Raw genomic sequence first — 26785 nt, forward strand, 5'->3', positions numbered from 1 at the left:
ATCTACTCCGCGAGGCGGCAGGGAATGGTGATCTGCTGGGGATCGGCAGGCGAGGGTTGGAGCTGGCTGAGCAGCTGCTCGGCGGCGCGCAGCCCGGCGGTGCCGTAGCCCATCTCCACCGACAGCGTCTGCGGAAACAGGAAGCGCAACAGCGAGTTATTGCCGATGCCGCCCACCTGCACCGCGCTGCCCTGCTGTTGCAGGTACTGGGCTGCGCCAAGGGCGATGGTGTCAGAGGCGCAGATCAGCGCGGTGGTCTCCGGGTGCAGCACCTCTGGTGCCAGCCGGAAGCCGCTCTGGTAACACAGCTCGCCGAGCGCCACCACTGGCGTTATCCCGGCCTCCTCACAGCAGGCGAGATAGGCCTGATGGCGGCGCTGGCCGGTGGTGGCGTCCGTCGGCTGCACGCCGATGTAGCTCACCTGCCGGTGGCCGCGCGCGGCCAGCGTCGCCATCAGCAAACGGATGGCACCGGCGTCGTCATAACAGACGGCGGACAGCCCGGCATAGCCGCGCGCCAGCGTCACCATATTGGCCTGCCAGGGGCGCAGCGCTGCCTCATCCAGCCCGGTAAAGCCAAACAGGATCACCCCATCCACCCGGCGCTGGCGCAGCACATGCAGGTGCTCCTCCACCCGTTCCGGCGAGAAGCGGCTCTCCATCACAATTGGGTCGTAGCCGTGCTGGTAGAACAGCGGCAGCATGGTGCGCACCGCCTGATTCTCAGAGGCGGAGTCGAGACGCGAGACGATAATCCCCACCACCTTGTCGCTCTGGCCGCGCATCGCCCGCGCCGACTTGGAGGGCGTAAAGCCATGCGCGCGGATCACTGCCTCCACCCGCTCACGGGTCTGCGGGTTCACGCTCTTTTCATGGTTGATTACGCGGGAGACGGTGGACTTCCCCACGCCGCTGAGACGGGCAATGTCTTTGATGGTCAGGCGACTGGTCATGGTTTACGGCTGGTTACCACAGTTGGGAGTAGGGGACCGGCAACACCGGCGGCGTCCCCCTTTTTAGCTGAAATTGCTCCGTCGCGCATCCCCCTAGACCACACTCTGGGGTAATTCTTAATTTCCGCCGTCCGCCGCCGACATCCGGTCACCCAGCGGGGCAAACGGCAGGGGTAAGCGCCTGAAAATTTTTGTTATTGCCAGCGATCGTCGCGCCATTGCCAGCAGGCGGTGGCAATCGTCGGTTTTTTGCGCCACAGCGGCGACGGGGCGAGACTTACCCTTTACTATCCATCGGGTTACTCTTGCGCATTGCTGTAATGACCTCTGGGATGGATAACCATGAAACGCTCTCTACCGACCTCGCTGCTTGCCTCGTTGTTGCTGCTCTCCCCCGGCCTGAAGGCCCAGCCCGCTGGCGATCTGCCGCTGATGCCGTGGCCGCAACGGGTGGAGTTCAACCCGCAGCAGCAGGGCAAGCTGGTGCTGGACAACCGGCTGACCATCGGCGTCAGTGGCGACGATCTTGGCCCGGAGGTCACGCGCTGGCGGCAGCGCATCGCGGAGCAGACCGGCTGGGAGTTGCTGCCGCAGACCGGTAACCCGCAGCAGGCGATGATCATGATCGTCATCGCGCAGAAGGTTGATCCGCTGCCGCAGCCGGAGAGCGATGAGCGCTACCAGCTTACCGTCACGCCACAGGGGGCGGTGCTAAATGCCGAGACGCGCTTTGGCGCGCTGCGCGGCATGGAGACGCTGCTGCAACTGATCCGCGACGATGGCCGCCAGACCAGCCTGCCGCTGGTGCGCATCACGGACGCACCGCGCTTCCCGTGGCGTGGGCTACTGCTGGACTCGGCGCGCCACTTCCTGCCGGTGGCCGACATCAAGCGGCAGCTGGATGGCATGGCGGCCGCCAAACTCAACGTCTTCCACTGGCACCTGACCGACGATCAGGGCTGGCGATTTGCCTCCACCCACTACCCCAAGTTGCAGGAGCTGGCGAGTGACGGCCACTACTACACAGTGGCGCAGATGAAGGAGGTGGTGGCCTATGCCGCCGCGCTCGGCATCCGCGTGGTGCCGGAGATTGACCTGCCCGGCCACGCCTCGGCGATCGCCGTCGCCTACCCGGAGCTGGTCAGCGCGCCGGGGCCTTACCTGATGCAGCGCGAGTGGGGCGTCCATACGCCGCTGCTCGATCCCAGCCGGCAGGAGACTTACCAGTTCGTGGATACGATCCTCGGCGAAGTGGCGGCGATCTTCCCCGATCCCTATCTGCACATCGGTGGCGATGAGGTGGATCCGACCCAGTGGCTGGCATCGCCCACCATTCAGGCATTTATGCAGCGCAACAATCTGGCGGATGCCCACGCGCTGCAAGCCTACTTCAACCGCAAGCTGTCGCTGATCCTCGGCTCCTACCAGCGGCGGATGGTCGGCTGGGATGAGATTTTGCACCCGGACTTGCCGCACACCAGCGTCATCCAATCCTGGCAGGGGCCGGACGCACTGGCCGCCGCTGCGCAGGCGGGCTATCCGGGGTTGCTCTCCACCGGTTTCTACCTCGACCAGCCGCAGAGCACCGCCTACCACTACCGCAATGAGGTGCTGCCGCAACCGCTGTGGGTGGATGACAAGATCCATGCCGATGAGAAGGGGCAGAGCTGGGCCTTCACCCTGCCGCGTCTGAAGGGTAAGCCGGTGGAGGGGAGCTTCACGCTGATTGAGGGGCCGCAGGGGTGGCGTGGCTTTATCGACTTCAACGGCAAGGCGCGCCGCGCGGTGCGCGAGATTGACTGGCACTCGCCGGAGGAGGTGAGTTTCCGCCTCGACACCTGGCTGGGCGACACCCGGCCGGTACTGCGGTTACGGCCGGATGGCCTGAGCGGCTACTTCCTGCTGGGCAACGTCCGTTACCCGGTCAGTGGCCAACGGCTGGCGTCACCACCGGCGGGCATCGCGCCGGTGGTGCCGAACCGCGAGGCGGCGGCCAATATCCTTGGCGGCGAGGCGGCGCTGTGGGCGGAAAACGTCACGCCCGCCATCCTCGACCTGAAACTCTGGCCGCGTGCCTTTGCGGTGGCGGAGCGGCTCTGGTCGGCGCGCGACGTGCAGGATGAGCAGAACATGTACCAGCGGCTGGCGGCAGTGGACGCGTGGTCGGTGGTCTCCGTCGGGCTGCAACCCCACGTTGAGGCGGCGCGGCAGTTCACCCGGCTGGCGCAGAGCACCCAGATCGCGCCGTTGCAGCTGTTCGCCGAGGCGCTGGAGCCTGCGCACTACTACACCCGCCAGCACCTGAAGTTTCAGGCTGGCAACTACCACCAGTTTGAGCCGTTGAACCGGCTGGCCGACGCACTGCCGGCGGAGAGCGAGGCGGTGCGGCAGATGCGGCTGGAGGTGGAGCGCCTGCTGCTCAACCGGGCCGACAGCGCGGCGGCGGACGCCCTGCGTGAGCGGCTGGCACGCTGGCAGGCCAACCTGCCGCAGGTGACGCCGCTGCTGGCTGGCAATAGCGTGCTGACGCCGCTGCAACCGGTGGCCACTGACCTCAACGGGCTGGCTGTGCTTGGCAAACGGCTGGTGGATCTCTGGCAGCGCGGCAGCCTGATCAGCAACGGCGAGGCAAAACGCGCCCGGCAGCAGCTGGATCAGGCGGCGGCAGTGCGGGATGAGGTGGTGATTGCGGCGGTCTACCCACTGGAGGCGCTACTGGATGCGCTGACGCGCAAGGAGCCAGATGCGGCAAAAAACCGGCCAGCCAACGCACGGCGCTGACTGGCCAGACGGGGCGCGGAGTGCGCCCCACGGGGACTAGCCACGCGCGGCGCGGCGGTTGACCCAGACGTTCAGCAGCATGGTGATCGCCAGAATGCTGGCCACCACGCCGAGCGACACCCCCACCGGGATGTGGAACAGGTCAATCAGCAGCATCTTGATGCCGATGAACACCAGAATCACCGCCAGCCCATACTTCAGCAGCGAGAACTTCTCCGCCACGTTCGCCAGCAGGAAGTACATGGCGCGCAGGCCGAGAATCGCGAACAGGTTGGAGGTCAGCACGATAAAGGGATCGGTGGTGACGGCGAAGATGGCCGGGATGCTGTCCACCGCGAAGATCACGTCGCTCAGCTCCACCAAAATCAGCACCAGCAGCAGCGGGGTGGCGTAACGCACGCCGTTGCGCACGGTGAAGAACTTCTCGCCATCCAGCTCCTCGGTCATCCGCAGGTGCTTGCGCAGCCAGCGCACCAGCGGTTTCTCGCCCAGTACCGCGTCATCCTCTTTCGCCAGCGCCATCTTGATGCCGGTGAACAGCAGGAAGGCACCGAACACGTAGAGGATCCAGTGGAACTGCGTCACCAGCCAACTGCCGCCGAAGATCATGATGGTGCGCAGCACGATGGCCCCCAGCACGCCATACACCAGCACCCGCCGTTGCAGGTTAGCCGGCACGGCAAAGTAGCCAAACAGCATCAGCCAGACGAAGACGTTATCTACCGCCAGCGCTTTCTCAATCAAATAGCCGGTCAGGAAGGCCAGCGCTTGCGGGTCGGCCACGTCACGGCCATAGGTCTGGGTGAGATACCACCAGAAACCGGCGTTAAACAGCAGCGCCAAACTGACCCACACCAGCGACCAGCAGGCTGCGCTTTTCATGGTCATGGTTTGCTGCCCACGCTTGCCCTGCAACAGCAGGTCAACCGCTAGCATAATGGCGACAATCACGGCAAAACTGCCCCAGAGCCAGGGGTTTCCAACAGAGTTCATGGCATGCTCCTCATTGAAGTCCAAAAAAAACGGCCGACATCGGAAGACGTCAGCCGCTCTGTTGAGCTATAAGCAAACCTCGCCTTCCGGCAAGGTCTCACTTACAACTCGGAAACATGGATGGTGCAATGTTCTCGGGTTGCCCCGGCAACCGGGCATCCTGTCTGGACACCGTAATGACGATTGGCCGGCGAAGAAGTTACTCCCCTTTGCTAATGTCAAAATAGTACAAAATATTTACACCTACAATGGGAGCACCGGTAAAGTTTCGTCAGCCTTATGAATTCTCCGCCCGCCCGGCCACCTGCGCCACGAAAGTTTGTAACAGCCGCTGGCTGTCCGGCGTGTCCTGCGCCTGATGCGCCGCCGGCAATGACGCCTGGGATGGCTGGGCCGCCTTCAGCCACTCCAGGTAGCTGCGCATCACCGCGCCGTTGAACTCCGGGTGGAATTGCGTGCTGAAAGTGGTGGGTGAGTAGCGCAGGATCTGGTGCGGATCGTGCGCCGATCGCGCCAGCACCTGCGCGCCGGGCGGCGGCGTGATCACTGTCTGCGAGTGGATCAGGTTGGCGGTGAAGCGGTCGGGCAGGGCGGCGCAGAGCGGATCCTGCTCCGCGCCCGGCAGCCGCTCCAGCTGCTGCGTGCCGACCTCCATCCCCTGCGGGTGGTAATCCACCACGCCGCCCAGCATATCCGCCAGCAGCTGGTGGCCGTAGCAGACGCCAAAGATCGGCAGTGACTCCGCCATCGCCTGACGCAGCCACCCGGCGGCCCACTCGCTCCACGGCAGCCGGTCAGTGACCATCGCCGAGGAGCCGGTGATCACCACACCAGCATAGTGGCTGGGCGGCTGCGGCAGGCCACCGCTCGGCAGGTGGATAATCTCCAGCGCCAGCGGCTTCATCCCACCCTGACGGATAAACATCTGCTGGAAGTTCTCATGCTCCTGCCGGATCACCTCGGGGGCGTCGCCGGTTTGCAGGATCAGTAGGGGGCGTGGCTGCGTCATGGTCGGCTCCTGTCAGGCGGTGGCGGTATCTGCCGGGAAGATGACGCCCGTCTGGCGGCGGATCTCCGTCAGCAGGCGGGCGGTGATCAGCGAGCGTTCAAGGCCGGGGTGCTCCACCTGCTGCGCCTCCACCAGCCGGGCGAAGGCTTCGGCCTCATACAGCATGGTGTTGATGTGCTGCGGCTGGGTGATGTCCAGACGCTGGCCGCCACGCGGGGTGAAGACCAGTGACTGGCACTCCGCCAGCTTGCCGATCTCCAGCGTGCCGCTCTCGCCCTGGATCTCGCTGGGCAGCGCTGAGTCGCTCACCTTGGAGTGGGTGATCACCACCTCAAACTGATCGTAGTGGAGGATCACTACGCCGTGCCCATCCACGCCGCTCGGCAGCAGGCTGGCGCTGGCGGTGACGCGCGCCGGTTCGCCCCACAGCGCCACGCTGCTCGCCAGACAGTAGTAGCCGATGTCCATGATGGAGCCATTGGAGAAGGCCGGATTGAAGGTGTTGGGGTTCTCGCCCGCCAGATAGCGCGGGTAGCGCGAGGAGAACTGGCAGTAGCTGAAGCTGGCGCGGCGCAGCACGCCAACCCGTGGCAGGCAGCTTTGCAGGTGCAGGAAGTTGGGCAGCCAGGCGGTCTTGAACGCCTCAAACAGCACCACCTGCTGCTCCCGCGCACAGGCGACCATCTGCTCCGCCTCGCGCTGGTTGGAGGCAAGCGGCTTCTCGCAGATCACATGCTTGCCGTGGCGCATAAACAGCAGCGCCTGCTCACAGTGCAGGGCGTTCGGGCTGGCGAGGTAGACCGCGTCTATCTCGTCGCAGGTCGCCAGCGCCTCCAGCGAGTCAAAGTGGTGCTCGGCCGGGTAGTCCTCGCCAAAGGCCTTGGCCTGCGACAGGTTGCGGGAGTAGATGGCGGTCAGGCGCATCTTGCCGCTCTCGTGGGCGGCATCGATAAACCGTTGGGTGATCCAGTTGGTGCCGACAACAGCAAAGCGAATCATGATGTACTCCATGTATGGCGGCACGGGCCGCCCTCGGTTCAGGTATAAAGTGTGCCGAACAGATCCAGATGGGTGAGGTAGAGCCGGGTATCAAACTCCAGTTGATGATAGGCCGGGTCCATGTGGCAACAGAGGCTGTAGAACGCCTTGTTGTGCTCCTTCTCTTTCAGGTGCGCCAGCTCATGCACCACGATCATGCGCAGGAACGCCTCCGGCGCGCTCTTAAACACCGTGGCAACGCGGATCTCCGCCTTCGCCTTCAGCTTGCTGCCCTGCACGCGCGACACGGCAGTGTGCAGCCCGAGGGCGTGCTTCATCACCTGGATCTTGCCGTCATAGGCCACCTTGCTGATGGGCGGCGCATTGCGCAAAAACTGGTTCTTCAGGTCGGCGGTAAACTGGTAGAGCGCCTTGTCGGTGGTCAGCTCATGGGGCTGCGGGTAGCGTTGCAGCAGCACGCTGCCCAACCGCTGTTCATCAATCAGCTGGTGGACCTGGCGCAGCAGGTGTTCAGGGTAGCCCTGAAGGTAAGTCAATGACGGCATGGGCGTGGCTCGGCTCTCCAGAAAGGGGGTGCGGGCCGGTTGCGGCGGCGGGAAACGCGCCGCAAGGGCAATAATGCCAGTTTTAACCGAAAAAACATTTTACTGACAGGCAAATTTAAGGGATAAACAGCCCAAATTTTTTATTCAGGAGGGGCGATGAGCCTATTTGAACTGGGAACGTTGCGCCTTGAACTGGAGCGCTACCCGCAGCAGGAAGAGATCACGCAGCTTCAGGCTTGGGATGCGGCAGATGAGTATCTGCTGGAAACCCTTGACCTCGGCGCGGCGGCTGGCAAGCCGCTGCTGATCTTCAACGATACCTTTGGCGCGCTGGCCTGTGCCCTGGCGGAGCAGCGCCCGTACAGCATCAGCGACTCCTACATGGCGCAGCTGGCGGTACGCCACAATCTGGCGCTGAACGATCTTGAGCCGGAGAGCGTGACCCTGCTCGACAGCCTGGCACCCCTGCCAGCCGCGCCGGGGCTGGTGGTGATCCGCGTGCCGAAAACGCTGGCGCTGCTGGAGCAGCAACTGCGGGCGCTGCGTCAGGTGGTGACGCCGGAGACGGTGATCGTGGCCGGTGCCAAGGCACGTGACATCCACACCTCGACACTGCAACTGTTTGAGAAGATCCTCGGCCCGACCCGCACCAGTCTGGCGAAGAAAAAGGCGCGCCTGATCTTTGGCAGCGTGGCGGAGCTGGCGGTCAGCGACCAGCCGGTGATCAATGAGTGGGCGCTGGATGGTACGGATTACCGTATCGCCAACCACGCCAACGTCTTCTCACGCGGTGGGCTGGACATTGGCGCACGCCTGTTTATGCAGCACCTGCCGGAGGGGATGGTGGGGCGCATCGCCGATCTCGGTTGCGGCAACGGCGTGATTGGCCTGACGGCGCTGGAGCAGAACCCGGATGCGGAAGTGCTGTTTGTCGATGAGTCCTACATGGCGGTGGCCTCTAGCCAGCTCAACGTCGAGCGCAACCGCCCGCAGGATCTGGCGCGCAGCGCGTTCGAGGTGGATAACCTGTTGGCGCACGTGGAGCGCGACAGCCTGAGCGCAGTGCTCTGCAACCCGCCGTTCCACCAGCAGCAGACCGTCACGGACGTCACGGCCTGGCAGATGTTCTGCGACGCCAAACGCTGCCTGCACACCGGCGGCGAACTGCGCATCGTTGGCAACCGCCATTTGGGCTACTTCCACAAGCTCAAGCGCCTGTTCGGCAACTGCGAAACCCTGGCCTCTAACCAGAAGTTCGTGATTTTGCGCGCCGTGAAAGGGCCGTCCCGCCGCTAAATCTGCAATGCCAGCCGGGTGCCCTGTTCAATCGCCCGGCGGGCATCCAGCTCCAGCGCCACCTCAGCACCGCCAATCAGGTGCACCGGCCGGCCCAGCGCCACCAGCGGCGCGTACAGCACCCGCTGTGGCTCCTGCCCGGCGCACACGATTACGTTGTCCACCGCCAGACAGTGCCGCTCCTCGGCGCGCTGGATGTGCAGGCCCTCATCATCAATCCGCAGATACTCGACGCTGTTGAGCAGCCTGACGCCGCGCTGCATTAGGCTGGCGCGATGGATCCAGCCAGTGGTTTTTGCCAGCCCGGCCCCGACCTTGCTCGCCTTGCGCTGCAACAAAAAGATCTGCCGTACCGTGCTCGGCGGCAGGATCGCGTGCGCTTGCAGTCCGCCGCGCTGGCTCAGGGTGGTATCGATGCCCCACTCATGGCAGAACGCCACGCAGTTCAGGCTGGAGGAGGGGCCTGCTTGACTCAGGTACTCCGCCACATCAAAGCCAATGCCGCCCGCGCCGATGATGGCCACCCGCTGCCCGACCGGCTGGTGGTCGCGCAGCACCTCCAGATAGCTCATCACCTTGGGATGATCGATGCCGGGGATCGGCGGGAGGCGCGGCTCAACGCCAGTGGCAAGGATCACCTCATCAAAGTCAGCCAGCATCGCCGCCTCGGCCCGGCAGTTAAGGTGCTGCGTCACCCCCAGCACCGCCAGTTGGGTGCGGTAGTAGCGCAGCGTCTGGCTGAACTCCTCCTTGCCGGGGATCTGCCGCGCCAGATTGAACTGCCCACCAATCTCCGGCTGGGCGTCAAACAGCGTCACCTGATGGCCGCGCGCCGCGGCATTGACGGCAAACGCCAGCCCGGCTGGCCCCGCGCCCACTACCGCCAGCCGCTTGCGGCTCAGCGCGGGCGTGACGATCAGATCCGCCTCCCGGCAGGCAAACGGGTTGACCAGACAGGAGGCCACATGGCCCTCGAACACCCGATCCAGACAGGCTTGGTTGCAGGCGATGCAGGTGTTGATCTCCTCTGCCCGCCCCTGCGCCGCCTTGGCCACCAGCTCGGCATCTGCCAAAAAAGGGCGCGCCATAGAGACCATATTTGCCATGCCAGACGCCAGAATCTGCTCGGCCACGGCGGGATCGTTGATGCGGTTGGTGGCAATCAGCGGCAGCGAGACGTGGCCCATCAGTTGCTGCGTCACCCAGCCAAAGGCGGCGCGCGGCACCATGGTGGCAATGGTGGGAATACGCGCCTCATGCCAGCCAATGCCGGTGTTGATCAGCGTGGCGCCCGCCCGCTCCACCGCCTGCGCCAGCGCGATGCTCTCCGCCAGCGTCTGTCCCTCCTCCACCAGATCGAGCAGCGACAGGCGATAGATGATGATGAAGTTCGCCCCGACCCGCTCACGCACCGCGCGCACGATCTCCACCGCAAAGCGCTGGCGCTTTTCGGGGGTGCCGCCCCAGCCATCGTCACGCTGGTTGGTGCGGGCGGCCAGGAACTGGTTAATCAGGTAGCCCTCGGAACCCATGATCTCCACGCCATCGTAGCCAGCCTGCTGTGCCAGCCGGGCGCAGCGGGCGAAATCCTGGATGGTGGCGAGGATCTGCGCCTCACTCAGGGCGGTGGGTGCAAAGCGGTTGATGGGCGCCTGCAAGGCGGAGGGGGCCACCGGATTTGGCTGGTAGCTGTAGCGCCCGGCATGGAGGATTTGCAGCGCAATTTTACCGCCAGCCTGATGCACCGCCTGGGTCACGGTACGGTGCCCGTTGAGCTGGGCGCTGGAGATCAGCGTTGACGCGCCCTGATAGACTACGCCCTCATCATTTGGCGCCACGCCGCCGGTTACGATCAGCCCCACACCAGCGCGGGCGCGCTGGGCATAGAAGATTGCCAGCCGTGAGGCACCGTCTGGCAACTCCTCCAGCCCGGTGTGCATGGAGCCCATCAGGACACGGTTCTTCAGGGTGGTAAAACCCAACTCCAAAGGGGCAAGCAGATGAGGATAAGCGGTCATGAAAATCTCTCCGGCGTGGTCAATCTGGCGGCACAACTTCCGATGATCTACTGAGTGGTCGGATGAGTTTAAGGGGCATTTTGGCAAAGGAGAAGGGGAGGAAAAGCACTCTCTCCGCTGAATGTGAGATCGTTCAAATATTTAATGACTAGCTAGCAAAGAGTTATGAAATGATTATGCCCAAGAACCAAGACGATAGCGCATATTTATAAATGAGATATATAACAATAAATTAATTTATTTAGTAACTATATGCTTGCTGACCATGCGGCTGCCTGCGCTACCGCACCCCTTCGCCTGTCAGCGTCACGGCAAAGCCCTCAGCTGGCCAGCGTAATAGCAGGCAAACCACCACCGCATAAAATCTCCGTGGGCGTAAATAGCAAAGGATTTGCTATTTATGGCGTCAGTAGCAGGTTATTTATAAACGGCAACGCCACGCGATGAAATAAATACTTCTGCCTGCACGCTCTTTCTAAAAAACAACAACGCGAACCACAGCGGCCATTATTTTTATCCTGACATAACGTATCGAATTTTCATTTGGCGGGCAGGGGAGGAGACGAGCTGTATCCGGCTTAACCTACTGCCTGCAAAGGAGTTATGCAAAATCACGCTGTGGCTTACTGGCCAGGGCGGTTATTAATGCGGCAAGGGGGCCATAAGGGGCAGGGCGCAACCAAATGCAGAAAGAAAAGAGCACATTTCAGAAAGAGAGGTGATTCAGTTCGGCAGTCAGCTGCACTAGGCTGGAATGGCTTCACCCACTCTATACTGAAAATAGTGGAATTATATTATGAACCTTCTTGACCACCCATCTTGCCGTCCATTCACCGAAGCCGGCCACATGTCCCAAATTTCCGCATTTTATGAGGAGGGTAGAAATGTCTTATGGATGATGCTGCGCGCCTATCCGCGCCCCTGTTTCAATCAGGCCCTGATCGACGACATCATGAAGCTGGCGGACTGCGCCCACGCCTCCGGCCTGCCGATTGACTTCTGGGTCACTGGTTCGCTGGTGCCCAACATCTACAACGTGGGCGGCGACCTCAACTACTTTGTGGAGTCCATCAAGAGCCGCAAGCGCGAGTCACTGCGCGCCTATGCCCGCGCCTGCATTGACTGTGTCCATGCCGCATCGCAAGGGTTTGGCGTTGGTGCCATCACGCTGGCGATGATTGAGGGCACCGCGCTCGGCGGCGGCTTTGAGGCGGCGCTTGCCCACCACTACGTGCTGGCGCAGAACACCGCGCGCATGGGCTTCCCGGAGATCGCCTTCAACCTGTTCCCTGGCATGGGCGCCTACTCGCTGGTGACCCGCAAGGCCGGGATGCGGCTGGCGGAGGAGCTGATCAGTAGCGGCGAGTCCCACACCGCCGAGTGGTATGAGTCACGCGGGCTGATTGACCGGCTGTTCCAACCGGGCGACGCCTTTGCCGCTACCCGCACCTTTATCGATACCCTGCGCCCTAAGATGAACGGGATGCGCGCCATGCTGCGCGCCCGCCAACGGGTGCTGCAACTCTCACGCTCTGAACTGATGGACATCACCGAGGATTGGGTCGATGCGGCCTTTACCCTGGAGGAGAAAGACGTCGCTTACATGGAGCGACTGGTGACACTACAGAACCGTCATACCGCCAGCTTGCGCAAAGCAGGTTAAGCGGTTAACTCCCCCCGGCGACAGGGTGCCATGGCACCGTTGACGCCTGAATACCCCCGCGCTGGCGCAGGCTAACCTGCCCGGCAAACCTTATGGGTGAAGCACATTGTAGTCCGACAGCCAATGCTCCAGCTCGTCTGCGGGCATTGGCTTCGCATAGTAATAACCCTGTTTGTCATGCACGCCCATCTCATCCACGAACTGCTCCTCCTTCGCACTCTCCACCCCCTCAGCCACTACCTTCAGACTGAGGGTGCCCGCCACGGCGATGATGGCGCGAACCAGCGCCTGTGAGACGCTGTTCTCACTGATGCCGCGCACGAAGCTCTGGTCGAGTTTGATGTAGTCGATGGGGATGCGCGCCAGCTGCGAGAGCGAAGAGTAACCGGTGCCGAAATCATCCAGATAGACCTCCGCGCCCAGCGCATGCAGCTGCTCAATCAACGAGACCGCCCGCCGCTCATCGTCAATCAGGCAGCTCTCCGTCAGTTCAAAGTCGAGTAGGCAGTCGGTCATGCCCACCTCCTGCATCGCCTCACGGAAGGTGGTGATCAGCGCGTCGCCGCTGAGCTGGCGCGCCGAGAGGTTGACGGCCACCCGCAGGTCAAAGCCCTTCTGCTGCCACGCCATCGCCTGCCGGGCAGCGCTCTCCAGCACCCACTTGCCGAGCGGCGTGATCAGCCCTGACTCCTCGGCATAGGGAATGAACTGGATGGGCTGGATCAGCCCGCGCTCCGGCGAGTACCAGCGTACTAGCGCCTCCACGCCGGTCACCCGGCCCGTGGACGAGGCAATCTTCGGCTGGTAGTAGAGCAGCAGTTGCTCCTCCTCCAGCGCCTTGCGCAGGTTGGTGTCGAGCCACATATACTCCGCAACCTTGTAGTTCATCTCCGGTGAGAAGATGCGGTGCGTGCGCTTGCCCTGCTCCTTGGCGACGTACATGGCGGTATCGGCATTGCGGATCAGGCTCTCGGCGCTGGTGCCGTGGTCTGGGCAGATCGCCAGCCCACAGGAGCACCCGGTGTAGACCTCTATCAGCCCGATGCGGAACGGCGTCTTCAACAGGTTGTGCAGCTGCTGCGCCAGCGTCTCCAACTCCTCCAGCGCGCTGTTCTCGCACAGCAGGATAAACTCATCGCCGCCCAGCCGCGCCAGGGTCTGATTGGGCGAGAGACAGCCCTTCAGCGCCGTCGAGACCTCCTCCAGCAACTGGTCGCCGAACATATGACCGTAGGCGTCATTCACCTTTTTGAAGTTATCCAGATCGAGGTAGATGATGCCCACTTGCTGTTCGCCACGCCCTGCCAGCGCCGCCTTGAGCTTCTCCATAATGGCATGACGGTTGGGCAGGCCGGTGATGGTGTCGGTGTTGGCGAGGATGCGCAGGTGCTCCTGTGCCATGCGCTCATCGGTGATGTCCGTGCCGGAGCAGATCAGGAAGGTCTGCTGCTTGCCGCTGCCGCTGTGCACGAACTTATTGCGGAACAGGAACAGGCGCTGCCCCTTCACGGTATTGATCCAGCGCTCCACCTCATAGGATTGCTTGTTCTGGAAAAAGCCGGAGATGTTCTGGCGCGAGGCGGATCCCTCCTCCAGTGACATAAAGAGATCGTGCGCGCTTTTGCCAATCACGTCCTTCTCTTTGACGCCGGTGTACTCCTCGCTGAGGCGGTTGAAGCGCTGGACTTTTCCCTCCTGATCGATGATTACGATCACCGAGTTGGCCTCTGATACCACCTGCTCGGCGAACGAGAGGCCGACCTCCAGGTCATGCGCCACGGAAGGGGTGTCATAGTAGTCAGAGGCGGTGCCTGCCCACTCCTCGGCACCGACGCGCCGACCCACCAGATGCAGCCGCAATGGCGCGCCATAGAGCGTGATCTCCAGCGTAAAGCTGGAGGTAATGCCGGTCAGGCCACGGATGGTGGACGCCTGATAGGGTGTCAGGGCGACCGCCACATTGGTCATGTTTTTTTCGGCAGAGAGTTCCAGCGCGTGACTGTCTGCATGGAGCCGCCAATAGGGGCGGGGCGTACCAAAATGTTGGTACAGGATCGAACTGTCTTGATTTTCGATCATGAAGACATCTCCGCAGAAGAGGCTGAGTATACCGGATGGCGCCGGCACATCCGCCGGGATGGCTGGGCCTGGTCTTGCAGGCAGAACATTACTAGGTTGCCACATAGGGTAAGGGGGTTGCTAAAAATTATAGTAAGAACTCTCCCAATCCCCTGTGGTTAAGCGTAGCGAGTGTTAACAGGGGCGTCATGGTTAATTGCGGGCAGGGAGGCCAGTGGCCTCCCGCACCCCGTTACTCCGACAGCAGGAAGCTCTGCTTCTTCACGTTCTGCGAGTCGAGGCCGATAAAGACGTTGAACCGCCCCGGCTCGGAGGCCCACTTCAGCTGGTTGTTGTAGAAGCGCAGCGCACTCTCGTCGATTGGGAAGCTCACCACCTGCTTCTCACCCGGCTGCAACGTCACCTTTTTGAAGTTTTTCAGCTGCTTCACCGGCTGGGCCAGCGAGGCGGTCACATCCTGCAGGTAGAGCTGCACCACCGTCGCCCCGGCGCGGTCACCGCTGTTGGTGACCGTCACGCTGGCGTTGATCTGCCCATGCCGCCCCAGCGTTGAGCCAGAGAGCGCGATCTCCGACACCTCAAAGTTGGTATAGCTCAGGCCATAGCCGAACGGGTAGAGCGGCCCATTGGTGATATCGAAGTAGCGGGTGGTGTACTTGTCCGGCTTTTGCGGATTGAACGGCCGGCCGGTGTTCAGCACATTGTAGTAGAGCGGTACTTGGCCCACCGCGCGCGGGAAGGTCATCGGCAGCTTGCCGGAGGGATTATAGTCGCCGAACAGCACGTCGGCGATGGCATTGCCGCCTTCGGTGCCGCTGAACCAGGTCTCCAGCATCGCATCGGCATTCTCACTCTCCCACGGCAGCGCCAGCGGGCGGCCATTCATCAGCACCAGCACCAGCGGCTTGCCAGTGGCTTTCAACGCCTTCAACAGGTCACGCTGGCTCTCCGGGATGGTGATGTCGCTGCGGCTGGAGGCCTCATGGGCCATGCCCTGCGACTCGCCCACCGCCGCCACGATCACATCCGCCTGCTTCGCCACCTGCACCGCCTCATCGATCATTTGCTGCGGCGTGCGCGGATCGTTCACCACCGCTTTGTCATAGGAGTTGAGGTAGTCCACGATCGCCTGATCGTTGGTGACATTCGCACCGCGCGCATAGAGCAACTTGGCGCGGTCGCCGACTGCACTCTCCATCCCCTGCCAGAGGGTGACCGACTGCGCGGCGACACCGGCCGCCGACCAGCTACCCATGATGTCACGCTGGCTCTGCGCCAGCGGCCCGATCACGGCGATGGTGCCGGTTTTCTTGAGCGGCAGCGTCTGGTGATCATTCTTTAGCAGAACCATTGCGGTGCGCGCCACTTCGCGCGCCTCCTTGCGATGCAAACGGCTCTCGGCATTGGTATCCGCCGGGTCAGTGGAGGCCGGGCCAAGGTGGCGGTAAGGATCGGCGAACAGCCCCATGTCCCACTTCACGTCCAGCACATTGCGCACCGCGCGGTCGAGATCGCGCTCGTTGATCAGGCCATCTTTCAGCAGCCCTTTCAGGTAGAGGCCATACATGTTGTCGGCCATGTCCATATCAACCCCAGCCTTGAGCGCCATCGCCGCCGCCTGTCGGTTGTCCTGCGCCACGCCATGTTTCACCAGACCGCCGATCGCGCCGTGGTCACTGACCGTCACGCCGTGGAAGCCCCACTGCTGGCGTAAAATGTCCTGCAACAGCCAGGTGTTGGAGGTGGCGGGCATCCCGTTGACCGCGTTCAGGGCCACCATCACGCCGCCAGCGCCAGCATCCAGAGCCGCCTTATAGGACGGCAGGTAGTCCTGGAACATCTTCGGCAGGGACATATCGACAGTGTTGTAGTCGCGCCCGCCCTCCGCCGCGCCATAGGTGGCATAGTGCTTGACGTTGGCCATCACATTGCCCGGCGCGGAGGGATCATCGCCCTGATAGGCTTTCACCAGCACTTCGGCCAGCCGTGAGGTGAGGTAGGTATCCTCGCCGAACCCCTCAGAGACGCGGCCCCAGCGCGCATCACGGGTGATATCGACCATCGGTGAGAAGGTCATGTTCAGGCCATCGGCGGCGGCCTCCGTGGCGGAGACGCGCCCGCTCAGCGCCACGGCCTCCAGATCCCAACTCGCCGCCAGCCCAAGGCTGATCGGGAAGATGGTGCGCTGCCCATGCACCACGTCATAGGCGTAGAACAGCGGGATTTTGAGGCGGCTGTGTTGCACCTGATCCTGCATCCGGCGGATGTCCGGCTTAGTCACGGTATTGAACATGCCGCCTACCTTACCGGCGCGGATGTCCGCCATGATCGCCTCTTTCGGGTACTCGGAGCCGACGGTCACCAGATTGAGCTGGCCGATCTTCTCATCCAGCGTCATCTGCTTCAGCAAATGATCAATAAAGGCGGTTTTCTCTTTGACCTGATACTGCGGGGCGGTATTGACCACCAACGGCTGGGCGAATGCGGGCGCGAACGCCAATGAGACCAGAATGCCAAGTAAACAACGCTTATTCATCAGTAATCCTTTACAGGCTTCGTCAGCCTGGTGAGTAGTGCCGTCAGCCGTGGCGGCCTGAACCTTGCCTGTCCGGGAGGGTGAACGGAGAGAATCTAACCGCCACCCTGAATGTTATCAATTGATATTACGATGGTTCATTAGTTTACAACCAACTTTGCGAGGCATTACGGAAATTTGCGCCAGCACTGCCATTACCCATCCATGAGGCGCTCAATCCCCCCGTTGGCGTTTATTGCGCCCAAGCGTCTGATATCAGACTAGACTTATTTTTAGGCAGGGTAATCCGCCAACGTCTGGCGGACGACAGACAATAGGGAGAAGAGTGATGATGCTGATGATATTTGCGGTGATGAGCTGGATCTGCTGCCTGATCACCGGGGGATGCTTTGTCTACTGGAAACAGGTAAAAAACTCCAACGGCGTGATCGCCTTCTGGACCTCCGCCATCATGACACTGGTGATCGCCATCATCTACCTGGTCGCCCTCTCCAGATATGGGCATTAGTGGGGGAGGGGGCACAAAATGGAGGCCCCACAGGGCGTTGAGGGAAGCTTAAGTAAAGCTGTGCCGCCATTTCATCGCCACTTTCCTGAACCCAACAAAAAAGCCACCCCGTGAGGGGTGGCTTAATGTTATGATTTTAAAGCTAAAATTTGGTGGCCCCTGTTGGGTTTGAACCAACGACCAAGCGATTATGAGTCATAAAATTGGCACGTTTTTAATTGTTCGTTATTGTCTCTGCTTGTGTTTTTAATTGCCTATAATCAATAAGTTCTGAAGTTGTTTTTGTTTCTGATTGGTTCTCTCATTTCCCCATTGTACTATCCTTACCTGACCCATTACCTGACCCAGAATGGGCATTGGGTCAGGTAACGCTTATTCTCATAAAGGTATCCTCATGGCCGCTAATCTTACCGAGACTGCTATACGTGGATTGAAGACAAAAAGTACGTCGTACTACGTGTGGAGCAACAGTGCTCAGCGTGGTACTGGCAGGCTTGGCGTTAAGGTTCAGCCTTCAGGTAGCAAAGTTTTTTATTTCCGTTACTACGTTGAGAAAGGGAAGAAAGAGAAGTTCATCCAGTTGGGCATCTGGCCTGAGATGAAACTGGTGACGGCCAATGAGCTGGCGAAAAAGTATGGTGCCTGGCTTGTTGAAGGAAAAGAGCCCCAGCAAGAGCTTGAGCAACAGCGCCTGGCCGAACAGCACATCATGCAGATCCATCGTTCTCAAGGATCGTTTGAAGAACTGGTGCATGGCTACGTTAACAAGATGAAGCTCGACAACAAGCGGACCTGGGCCGATGTTCTGAAACGTCTTGAAAAAGAGTGCTACACGGTTATCCCTCGAGAAACCAAAGCCAAGGATGTCACGCCCTTACAGATCAAAACGATCTTGTCTGGCATTATCCAGCGTGATGCGGTGGTCCATGCGAACCGGATTCGTTCCTACCTGATGGCGGCTTTTAACTACGGTCTTAAAGCCGATAACGATCCGATGAATACCAGCGTGGGCATTACTTTCGGGCTTGAAGTTAACCCGGTATCGGCCATACCGAAGCAGTCCTCGGCGGAGAAAGTGGGTGATACATGGTTAACGCTGGCGGAGCTACGTTTTGTCATGGAACAGTTTGCCGAGGCCACCAACGTTGGGCCGTTGATGCAGCATCTTATTCGCTTCTGTGTTTATGCTGGCGGGCAGCGTCCGTTTGAAATGATTGCCAGCCAGTGGAGCGCGATTGACTGGCAGCAAAAGACGTTGCTGGTCATTGCCGATGTATCGAAAAACAAGCGTGAGCACCTGATCCCGCTGACTGAATCGGCACAACAGGAATTAGCCTCAGTGAAAGAACTGACTAAGGAAAGTAACAGTCCCTATATATTCCCGCTATCAACCAACGGTGAGCGCCCGGTGCGTACTGATAGCCTGGCGCGTTCGATCATGTATTTTCGGGCTTTTAATCCTGAGTTTAAAGTTTTCACAGCGCGAGATTTACGTCGCACTTGTAAAACGCTGATGGGGGAGGCGGGGATCAGCAAAGAGATCCGCGACCGTATCCAGAATCACGCTTTGAATGACGTCAGCTCTAAACACTATGATCGTTATGACTACCTGACTGAAAAGCGTAGGGCGCTTGAGATCTGGGAAGACAGGGTCAACAACTATCAGCGGCAGCAGGAAAATAACGTTGTGAACCTGTTTGGGCGGAAGTAGCATTTATCTGGACAAGGCTACCAGGTAAGAACGTTGTGTGGCTGGTGTTCTCTGCGGCATCAAAAAATTGCGATGCCGCCGAGATACTGGCGGAGGGCTATACGAGACTTTCTTTTTTATTTCGGTGACCGCCTGAGCGGTCACGTCTAATAAATGGCAGTATATTGAAGGCGGCACAGGCTCTCGCCTTTAGCACGTAGACACTCCGATTAATATCACGCTAGGTAATACTACTTTTCTGGCAACACGAACCGAACTTCAATGCGACGCTGACGAGCATCTTCCGGTGCAACACCGGGAATAGGCTGCGAGTCACCATATCCGGCAACAATCACTCGGCGTGCAAAAGCCTGAGCAAGATCGCCAACTATAAATTTACGCGCCTCTCTTGCACGCGCTGCCGATAAGGTAAAATTATCGTCATAGACAGTGCAGAAACTTTCAAAGTTAGTCACCGGACGGGTAACTGGAAGATTATCCGTATACCCTTCAATATAAACTTGTCCGCTTCTAAATTCGGTAAGAAATCTGACGACCTGCGTTTCAATCGTCGCCAATGCCTGGCTTGCCTGAGATGCAATGCAGGCGCTGCCGCGATTGAAAACTCCATCACGCAACGTAATTTTTTGCGAGTTGACATCCAGCGCAACTAAGCCTTCATTTGCCGTTCCATCAAGTGTGGTTTTAATACTTCCCAACATTTCCCCTACCCGGGCTCGCTGGGCATTGACTCCCTGTTCCATTTCCTGCTTATGCTTAATATCTGACCATGTTTTCTGTAGTACAGACATCACCAGCAGTAACATAACTACAGCCATTACTCCCGACATCAGGTCGGAGATCGAGACCCACTCATTAGGTTTATCTTTCATGAGTGAGCACCTCAGACTGCATCATTAACGATGTTCATGGTCGATAACGTTTGGTCGATATGTTGTAATGTATTGGCAAGTGGCGTCAGGCTTTTTTCAATTTGCTGAACCAGGTGGTTCCGTTCTGGCGGTGACAGCATTTTACGAATCCCTCCCAGCTCTTCCAGAGAACGGATCAATCTGTCATCGAGCGAAGAAAGTGCAGCAGAGGCATCAGTATTACTCAGCATTTCATCACGTAATGATTCAATGCTGTGCACCAGTTTACCGACACCTGCAGTGACCCTGTCCATTCCCGGCTGAAGAGGGCTCTCTTTCTGCATGAGCTGGAGTTGATTCACCAGCGTTTCAATCGCATCTGCATTTCTTTCACCTGATGTCGTCATCTCCGCATAACGGTTGTTCAGGCTGGCTACTTGCCGATTGCTGCTGGATACCGCTGTTAGTCCGTTAACTATTTGCTCACGCAAATCATCAACCAGTTTTGTCATAGCGATCACTTTTTCATTTAAAGTTTCACTGGTGATCATAAATTCACGCTGCGCATCACGCTGAGTTTTCATCGATTGATCGATGGAAATTCGAACTTCACTCATTGTGGTGCCAACGTTTTGAGAAAGGTCGGTAACTGCACTGGAAATGCCATCTGTTGCATTTGCCATACTGGTGGATATCGATTCCATATTCTGGCTAAAACTTTCGCCCATTTGGGAGATGGTGGAACCAAGATCGGTTTTAACCGTACCTAACATATCGGTAATGCCTGTACGGAAATCACCGATAACCTGTTGCAAATCACCGGCGGAATCCCCCATTTCTTGTGCTGCCGATGACATTTTTTCGGCTGAATGTTGAATGGCAGACAGGTTACTACTGTTGGTATTAATGAAGTGCTGTAACGATTCTCGGGTCGTCGTTAACTCTGTTATCTGTTGTTGCCCTTGCACAGACTGATCTTTGGTACCCTTAACGATATTGTTTTGAATTTCATGCAAGAGGTCTTGCAGTTTTACCAATTGCTCATTTTGGTTAATACGCTGTTGTTCAGCGTTATCACCCTGACCGGCGATCCTCATATATATCGCGGCTACCTCGGCATGGTGTGAATGGTTAACTTGCCGGGAATTTTCGCTTTCCTCGTGAATACTGTTGCATACGTGCTGCAATCCATCGATATGTTGCTGCTGAGTACTACGGGATATATCTGTCAATTGTTCCAGATATGTTTCCTGTATTTTGCGTTGTTGTGCGGCAGCATGGCCCTGCTCAATCAGGGGCTGTAAAAACGACTCCATACCTGAAGAGAACTTGCTCAGCAACTGCCGTGTGGCTTCGCTTTCCACCTGCATTCTGTCGTTCAAACCCTGTAATGCTGCCAGATACTGTAACTGGGTCTCTTTATGTTCAGCGCGCTTTTGCTCTCGTGACTGGTCGAACACTTGCTTCATCTGCTGTGCGCACCAGCGTAAACGCTTCTCGTCATATCCTAACCCAGCAGCACAGGCTTTAAGGATCAGATACGCCATGATCCCCCATGTCGACGTTTTAAATTTCGTCCCCAGCCCTTCCATCATCCCCATCAGATTCGACATGGCGTTATCCATGCCTGCGGAGTTAGCATCAATCAAAATATCCGATGCTTTATTAAGGGCAATTCCCAGACCGAGGAAAGTGCCTAGCAACCCTAAAATTAACAAAATGCCCGGCATGATATCGGCCATTTTTTCTGCTGGACTGGCAACTGCTGCGCTGATTTCGTTGACTGAACCATGATCAACATCGAGATGGTCTGCCCCATTATTCAGTGCATCACCTTGCCATTTTCTGTCCCAAAAGCGCTGATTTGCCTGCCAGAGCAATAAACCAATCGTCAGTAAAACCAAAAAAAGCATTGTGCCGCCAAACAGCATCTGAATGACGTCGAATTCCGGCAATATAAAGGCAAAAAATTCATGAAACGTCATGCTGCCACCTCGACAAGCTTGCTTGCACGTGCGCGGCTGGCTTTTTCAAAGATATTGGCAAAATCGATAATTAAGCTTTGTTGCTCGGTATTAAGTTCTTCCCAACGCTTACCAAACTGAGCACACTCAATAATAATCATCCCAACCGTGCTGCTGTCTTCCATCAAATATTCTTGGTCAGCAAATTCTTCAGGCTCTTTTTCTAGCATTTGCAGAAATCCTTCTGCTGCAAAAACATAATTACGCATTTCATTGGTTCGTTTGCGTTTTGTTTCCATCTCAGCCTGTTGCACTGGTAAACGAGCTTCCAGGTCGTTGAGCATTGGTACTTCATCTTCCTGAAGATCACCAAGGCGCTGGCCAATCTGTAGACGTCGCAGAAGTACTTGTTCTTTCGACAGACCGTCATTCAGCGATTTCCATTCATTTTCCATATCCTGCAGGTTATACCCCCAGGCCATTATCATTTCTTCGAACACGAAGGGGATAAGTTTCTTGCCAAAACGCGCCATCACAACACGATCCAGGCGTTGCGTTGCCTCATCGCTCAACTGAGGGTTAGGTTTTAGCAATTCGTTGCCAGTTTCAATAAGAAACAGGTCGTCATCGGTTATCGTATCAATGTCCTGCGCACGCGTAAGATGCTGCTCAGTATCTTTCAGTAACTTCTGCGAAGCGCGTAACCGCAGATAATGTTCGAAATCGTTGATCTGAATGTTATCCAGGACGTCCTTAATACGCGTTGAGAGTTGGGCATATAAGGTAATCAGGCTCGCCAGATCAACAGCACTCGCTGCTTCCCCGCGCATCTGGTTACGCGCTTCGCGTAAAGCTTGCTCATGCTCACTGGCCTCATCCATTTCTTCAGGTGTAAGAAACAAATCTTTAAGTTGTTTGGCTTTATTAATTGCCCACTCAATGGCCTTGCCAATACGTTTCGCCAGATCACTCTTATCCCATTCGACCAACAGCCCCAACGCTTTATCCAGCGCTTTCAAAGCGCCACCCACCCACGGGAATTGTGGCAACATCTTTTCAGCTAATTTTGCTGCGTTTTGCACGATAGGGCGAATCACATTACTGATAAATGGCTTCACCTTTTCCCAGATGCTCTTTACACTTCCCACAAAGGTCTCAGCTTTCTCTGCCATCCAGGAAACGGTTTTAGCTGCGGTTTCTTTAATACCATTCCATACCCGGCTGGCAGTGCTTGCCAATCCACTTGCTACGCTGCTGCAAAAACTGCCGACACTTGACCAGAAACCCATAATCTTCTCCTGTTGTTTTTATTGGATACCTAATAATTTTTTTGCTGTGTTGACTTCACTGGCTGTACGTCCCGAATGATTGGCTATCGCTTGGTGGGAGGCCAAAACTTGTTCTATCGCACTCCGTAAATGAGCGATGTTAAGTTGTGCAGTCTCTCCGGTGCGTTCTGCTTCCAGCAGCACTTTAGGCAGTGCCAGACGCATACAGGTACGGATCTCTCGTCCTGCCAGTCCTTCGGATAGTTCGCTTGCGGCGGTGAGAAGAGTTTCTCTTTCTTCTGCGAGTGGAATTTCAGCAACCACGAATTTGTTCCAGAGATGGTAACGGGCTGTAAGATCAGGAAGCGTAAATTCAACGTGATAGCCAATACGGCTGCGGAACGCCTCATCATAGTTACGTGCGAAATTAGTCGCGAAAACTACAATGCCGTCAAAACGCTCCAGCTCGATCAGTAACGTAGAGCGCATCGCATTAACTTCATTATCAACGCCTTGTGTGACAGAGGAGAGTCGTTTCCCCAGTAACGTGTCGGCTTCATCGAAAAAGAGCAGCGCTCCGGTTTCCTTAGCCTGCGCAAAAGCAGCCTGGATATTTTTAGCCGTTTCTCCCATAAACTTGCTTTCCAGTTCTGCAATACCAAGAGCAATAAAGGGCATTCGTAACTGTCCAGCCAGTGCCTCGGCGCAAAGCGTTTTCCCGGTGCCGGGAGGGCCATAAAAATTTAGTATCGCCGTCGACCCCATAGGATCAACGACTGAAAAATTCCATTCCTGGTAGATCGTTGTATGAAAACGCAGACGAGCCATGCATTCATCAAGAGAGGAGCGGGTGGTCTGGGATAAGATGACATCTTTATCGAGAGTAAATCTCGGGTCTGTCGGTATATTTTTTTTTCCATTTTCGTCGTCATCTTGTGGAGATAACGGCTGTCTAAACGGTGCTGAATTGTTACTGTGCGCTGACATAAGATCTTCATTCATAGAGAGATGTTTAAGTTCCGTTAAACCAGGGCTGTCTTGTCCCTGAAAAATTATCATATTGATAATCATGTGAAATATAACTTTAGGTGTTATCGGCCTGTGGCTTGGTCACTTGAGTAAAAAAATTTCGGAAAGTGTACTACCGCAGTCAGTGCACAGTCAGCGCTGCTTGTTGCGTTCTGCTGCTAACGAGTAGTTGGCTGTGAAAGTCATCCTTCAGTGGCGTTATTTTTTGAACATATGAGTGCATGAAATCGTCAACTGAATCGCCACAGGTTTAACAGACACCTCAGAGTCATTTAAGATGACTTAAAGAGAGGTGCCCATGAGCGGTAAGCGTTATCCCGAAGAGTTTAAAATTGAAGCGGTAAAACAGGTTGTTGATCGCGGCCATTCTGTTTCCAGCGTGGCAACACGTCTCGGTATCACCACCCATAGTCTTTATGCCTGGATAAAGGCATATGGCCCGGATTCCTCAACCAATAGAGTCCAGTCAGACGCTCAGGCCGAGATCCGACGCCTCCAGAAAGAGCTGAAGCGGGTTACCGACGAACGGGACATATTAAAAAAAGCCGCGGCGTACTTCGCAAAGCTGTCCGACTGAGGTACGCCTTTATCCGTGACAACACCCATTGCTGGCCTGTCCGACTGCTTTGTCGGGTGCTGGATGTGCATCCGAGTGGTTTTTACGCCTGGCTTCAGCAGCCGGATTCACGGCGGCATCATGCTGACCTGAGGCTGACGGGGCTGATAAAGCAGTTCTGGCTGGAGTCGGGTTGCGTTTATGGTTATCGCAAGATCCACCTCGACCTGCGGGATACCGGACAACAGTGCGGAGTTAACCGTGTCTGGCGACTGATGAAGCGTGCCGGGATAAGGGCTCAGGTCGGGTACCGTAGCCCACGGGCACGTAAGGGTGAAACCAGCATCGTACGCCCAACAGGCTCCAGCGGCAGTTCAACCCGGAAGCACCGGATGAGCGTTGGGTAACGGACATCACCTACATCCGGACTCACGAAGGCTGGCTGTATCTGGCTGTGGTTGTTGACCTGTTCTCGCGCAAAGTTATTGGCTGGTCAATGCAGCCCCGGATGACAAAGGATATTGTCCTGAATGCACTTCTGATGGCCGTGTGGCGACGTAATCCTCAAAAGCAGATGCTGGTTCATTCTGATCAAGGCAGTCAGTACACAAGCTATGAGTAGCAGTCGTTCCTGAAATCACACGGGCTGGAGGGCAGTATGAGCCGTCGCGGTAACTGTCATGACAACGCAGTCGCAGAAAGTTTTTTCCAGCTACTGAAACGTGAACGGATAAAGAAAAAGATCTACGGAACGCGAGAAGAAGCTCGCGGTGATATTTTTGATTACATCGAAATGTTTTATAACAGTAAGCGTCGGCATGGTTCGAGTGATCATATGCCACCAACTGAATACGAAAACCAATATTATCAGCGGCTCGGAAGTGTCTAGATTATCTGTGGCGATTCACACGCTTTAAATGACGTCAGCTCGAAACACTATGACCGCTATGATTATCTGACTGAAAAGCGCAGGGCGCTTGAGATCTGGGAAGATCGGGTTAATAACTATCAACGGCAGCAGGAAAACAACGTTGTTAACTTGTTTGGGCGGAGGTAAAAGCTTGTCAAAATATGAGCTTAATTCAGCGGAAGAACGGTATCAGCCGGGCTCTGGGGACTTGGTGCTGGCTAATAAGCTGGGAATCATTGATGAACAGGAAATGGATACGCTGGAGTCTGGCTTGCTGCTGATGCTGTATGAGCATCTATTTATTGAGAGCCAGCCGCCTGAGGCGCTGGTTTTTGAGCACATCAGCAGGTGGCATCGCCAATGGCTGGGGAATGTGTACGACTGGGCGGGGAGGCTGCGTAATGCCAACCTAACTAAGGATGGCTTTCAGTTTGCGGCTGCCGACAGGATTCCGCTGCTGCTTGATGGCTTCGAGAAGCAGTTTCTTTCTCGGTCTGGTGAACTCAAATCCCTGGCTCGTCTGGAGCTGGTAAGTTATCTGGCTGAATGCCATGTGGAGTTTATTTTGATCCACCCCTTCAGAGAAGGTAACGGGCGTCTGTCGCGGCTACTTTGCGATGTGCTGTCGGTTCTGGCAGGGAAGGGCTTACTTGATTACAGCCTGTGGGATGAGCACAAGGCGTTTTACTTCAAGGCAATACAGGCGGGTGTCTCAGGGAACTACAGCCCTATGATGCAACTGGTGAGCGACATCTTGCCAGATTAACGGGCGAGGCCAACGGCTTTTGCCTGTGCCTGATTGCGTTTAAGCTGCTGCTCAATTTTTTGCACAGGAGCACCGGTTTCTATTGCGGTTGAGCTGGCAACGGCGCGATAGATTTGGGCTTTTGTCACAGGTGTTTTCTTCATGATGCTGTGTTCTCTTAAGTTAATCTGGAAATTTTAGAGGGTAACGGGGCTGCTTGCAAGGCATAGACTGAATGCCACTTTTCAGTTATATAAATCAATATATAAAGCACATATAGCGCAAGCAGCGAAGCTCCACACAGGACGACAAGTCGAATGACATTAAAGCGGCCCGATTTTCACCCTTTGTCAATGGCATCTGAAAAGTGC

The 26785-nt window shown here is 57.2% G+C and carries 19 protein-coding genes and 2 pseudogenes; 8 read left to right on the forward strand and 13 right to left on the reverse strand.

Annotated elements, in window-relative coordinates; all coding sequences use genetic code 11:
- Nucleotides 1–2: 2 nt before the first annotated feature.
- On the reverse strand, nt 3–953 hold the full coding sequence (treR, locus tag ACK3SD_RS02195) for a trehalose operon repressor TreR (RefSeq protein ID WP_481126619.1): 951 nt from the start codon (nt 951–953) through the stop codon (nt 3–5).
- A gap of 342 nt (nt 954–1295) precedes the next feature.
- Between treR and ACK3SD_RS02200 the strand changes: the two genes are divergently transcribed.
- Nucleotides 1296–3734, forward strand: coding sequence for a beta-N-acetylhexosaminidase (locus ACK3SD_RS02200; RefSeq protein WP_481126620.1), 2439 nt, complete (start codon nt 1296–1298; stop codon nt 3732–3734).
- A 36-nt stretch (nt 3735–3770) separates the two neighbouring features.
- On the opposite strand, the gene ACK3SD_RS02205 is transcribed toward ACK3SD_RS02200, so the two are convergent.
- The 4 genes from ACK3SD_RS02205 to ACK3SD_RS02220 form a co-directional block, all read right to left on the reverse strand.
- A complete protein-coding gene (locus ACK3SD_RS02205; RefSeq protein WP_481126621.1) occupies nt 3771–4727 on the reverse strand; it encodes a TerC family protein in 957 nt (318 codons plus the stop codon).
- Nucleotides 4728–5004: 277 nt separating this feature from the next.
- A complete protein-coding gene (locus tag ACK3SD_RS02210; RefSeq protein WP_481126622.1) occupies nt 5005–5736 on the reverse strand; it encodes a glutamine amidotransferase in 732 nt (243 codons plus the stop codon).
- A 12-nt stretch (nt 5737–5748) separates the two neighbouring features.
- Nucleotides 5749–6735, reverse strand: coding sequence for a Gfo/Idh/MocA family protein (locus ACK3SD_RS02215; protein WP_481126623.1), 987 nt, complete (start codon nt 6733–6735; stop codon nt 5749–5751).
- A gap of 38 nt (nt 6736–6773) precedes the next feature.
- Nucleotides 6774–7280, reverse strand: coding sequence for a M48 metallopeptidase family protein (locus tag ACK3SD_RS02220; protein WP_137762095.1), 507 nt, complete (start codon nt 7278–7280; stop codon nt 6774–6776).
- A gap of 156 nt (nt 7281–7436) precedes the next feature.
- Between ACK3SD_RS02220 and rlmG the strand changes: the two genes are divergently transcribed.
- Nucleotides 7437–8576 (forward strand): 23S rRNA (guanine(1835)-N(2))-methyltransferase RlmG, encoded by a 1140-nt coding sequence (rlmG, locus tag ACK3SD_RS02225; RefSeq protein ID WP_481126624.1) that lies wholly within the window; start codon nt 7437–7439, stop codon nt 8574–8576.
- Here the strand turns inward: rlmG and ACK3SD_RS02230 are convergent.
- Nucleotides 8573–10594 carry an oxidoreductase gene (locus tag ACK3SD_RS02230; RefSeq protein WP_481126625.1) on the reverse strand — a complete coding sequence of 674 codons (2022 nt, stop codon included), beginning with the start codon at nt 10592–10594 and terminating at the stop codon, nt 8573–8575. The genes rlmG and ACK3SD_RS02230 overlap by 4 nt on opposite strands.
- Nucleotides 10595–11390: 796 nt before the next feature.
- Here ACK3SD_RS02230 and ACK3SD_RS02235 point away from each other — a divergent pair.
- Nucleotides 11391–12257 (forward strand): crotonase/enoyl-CoA hydratase family protein, encoded by an 867-nt coding sequence (locus ACK3SD_RS02235; RefSeq protein ID WP_137762098.1) that lies wholly within the window; start codon nt 11391–11393, stop codon nt 12255–12257.
- A 90-nt stretch (nt 12258–12347) separates the two neighbouring features.
- Here ACK3SD_RS02235 and pdeR read toward each other — a convergent pair whose 3' ends face one another.
- Both pdeR and bglX read right to left on the reverse strand, forming a co-directional pair.
- Nucleotides 12348–14336: a cyclic di-GMP phosphodiesterase gene (pdeR, locus tag ACK3SD_RS02240; RefSeq protein WP_481126626.1), complete on the reverse strand. Its 1989-nt coding sequence runs from the start codon at nt 14334–14336 to the stop codon at nt 12348–12350.
- A 232-nt stretch (nt 14337–14568) separates the two neighbouring features.
- Nucleotides 14569–16872: a beta-glucosidase BglX gene (bglX, locus tag ACK3SD_RS02245; RefSeq protein WP_481126627.1), complete on the reverse strand. Its 2304-nt coding sequence runs from the start codon at nt 16870–16872 to the stop codon at nt 14569–14571.
- A gap of 328 nt (nt 16873–17200) precedes the next feature.
- On the opposite strand from bglX, the gene ACK3SD_RS02250 reads away from it, so the two are divergent.
- On the forward strand, nt 17201–17380 hold the full coding sequence (locus tag ACK3SD_RS02250) for a hypothetical protein (RefSeq protein ID WP_481126628.1): 180 nt from the start codon (nt 17201–17203) through the stop codon (nt 17378–17380).
- Between the two features lie 394 nt (nt 17381–17774).
- Nucleotides 17775–19091 carry a tyrosine-type recombinase/integrase gene (locus ACK3SD_RS02255; protein WP_153752184.1) on the forward strand — a complete coding sequence of 439 codons (1317 nt, stop codon included), beginning with the start codon at nt 17775–17777 and terminating at the stop codon, nt 19089–19091.
- Between the two features lie 230 nt (nt 19092–19321).
- On the opposite strand, the gene ACK3SD_RS02260 is transcribed toward ACK3SD_RS02255, so the two are convergent.
- From ACK3SD_RS02260 to ACK3SD_RS02275, 4 genes are read right to left on the reverse strand one after another with little or no spacing between them, the layout of a single operon-like run.
- On the reverse strand, nt 19322–19963 hold the full coding sequence (locus ACK3SD_RS02260; RefSeq protein ID WP_049121188.1) for an OmpA/MotB family protein: 642 nt from the start codon (nt 19961–19963) through the stop codon (nt 19322–19324).
- An 11-nt stretch (nt 19964–19974) separates the two neighbouring features.
- Nucleotides 19975–21927: a hypothetical protein gene (locus ACK3SD_RS02265; protein ID WP_063923221.1), complete on the reverse strand. Its 1953-nt coding sequence runs from the start codon at nt 21925–21927 to the stop codon at nt 19975–19977.
- The gene (locus ACK3SD_RS02270) at nt 21924–23195 is read right to left on the reverse strand and encodes a hypothetical protein (RefSeq protein ID WP_049121186.1); all 1272 of its coding nucleotides are present in this window, start codon (nt 23193–23195) and stop codon (nt 21924–21926) included. Before ACK3SD_RS02270 ends, ACK3SD_RS02265 begins: the two co-directional genes overlap by 4 nt.
- 18 nt (nt 23196–23213) lie before the next feature.
- Nucleotides 23214–24245, reverse strand: coding sequence for an ATP-binding protein (locus ACK3SD_RS02275; RefSeq protein WP_227675402.1), 1032 nt, complete (start codon nt 24243–24245; stop codon nt 23214–23216).
- A gap of 256 nt (nt 24246–24501) precedes the next feature.
- On the opposite strand from ACK3SD_RS02275, the pseudogene ACK3SD_RS02280 reads away from it, so the two are divergent.
- The 3 genes and pseudogenes from ACK3SD_RS02280 (at nt 24502) to ACK3SD_RS02290 (ending at nt 26435) form a co-directional block, all read left to right on the forward strand.
- Nucleotides 24502–25648: pseudogene (locus ACK3SD_RS02280) on the forward strand (IS3 family transposase).
- A 15-nt stretch (nt 25649–25663) separates the two neighbouring features.
- Nucleotides 25664–25816, forward strand: a pseudogene (locus ACK3SD_RS02285) (tyrosine-type recombinase/integrase); the annotation flags it as partial.
- 4 nt (nt 25817–25820) lie between these two features.
- Nucleotides 25821–26435, forward strand: coding sequence for a Fic/DOC family protein (locus ACK3SD_RS02290; protein WP_182945211.1), 615 nt, complete (start codon nt 25821–25823; stop codon nt 26433–26435).
- On the opposite strand, the gene ACK3SD_RS02295 is transcribed toward ACK3SD_RS02290, so the two are convergent.
- On the reverse strand, nt 26432–26578 hold the full coding sequence (locus ACK3SD_RS02295) for a hypothetical protein (protein WP_153752190.1): 147 nt from the start codon (nt 26576–26578) through the stop codon (nt 26432–26434). The two genes, ACK3SD_RS02290 and ACK3SD_RS02295, sit on opposite strands and share 4 nt — an antisense overlap.
- Nucleotides 26579–26785: the final 207 nt, after the last annotated feature.

It is taken from the genome of Chimaeribacter sp. YP20170169, assembly GCF_056739715.1.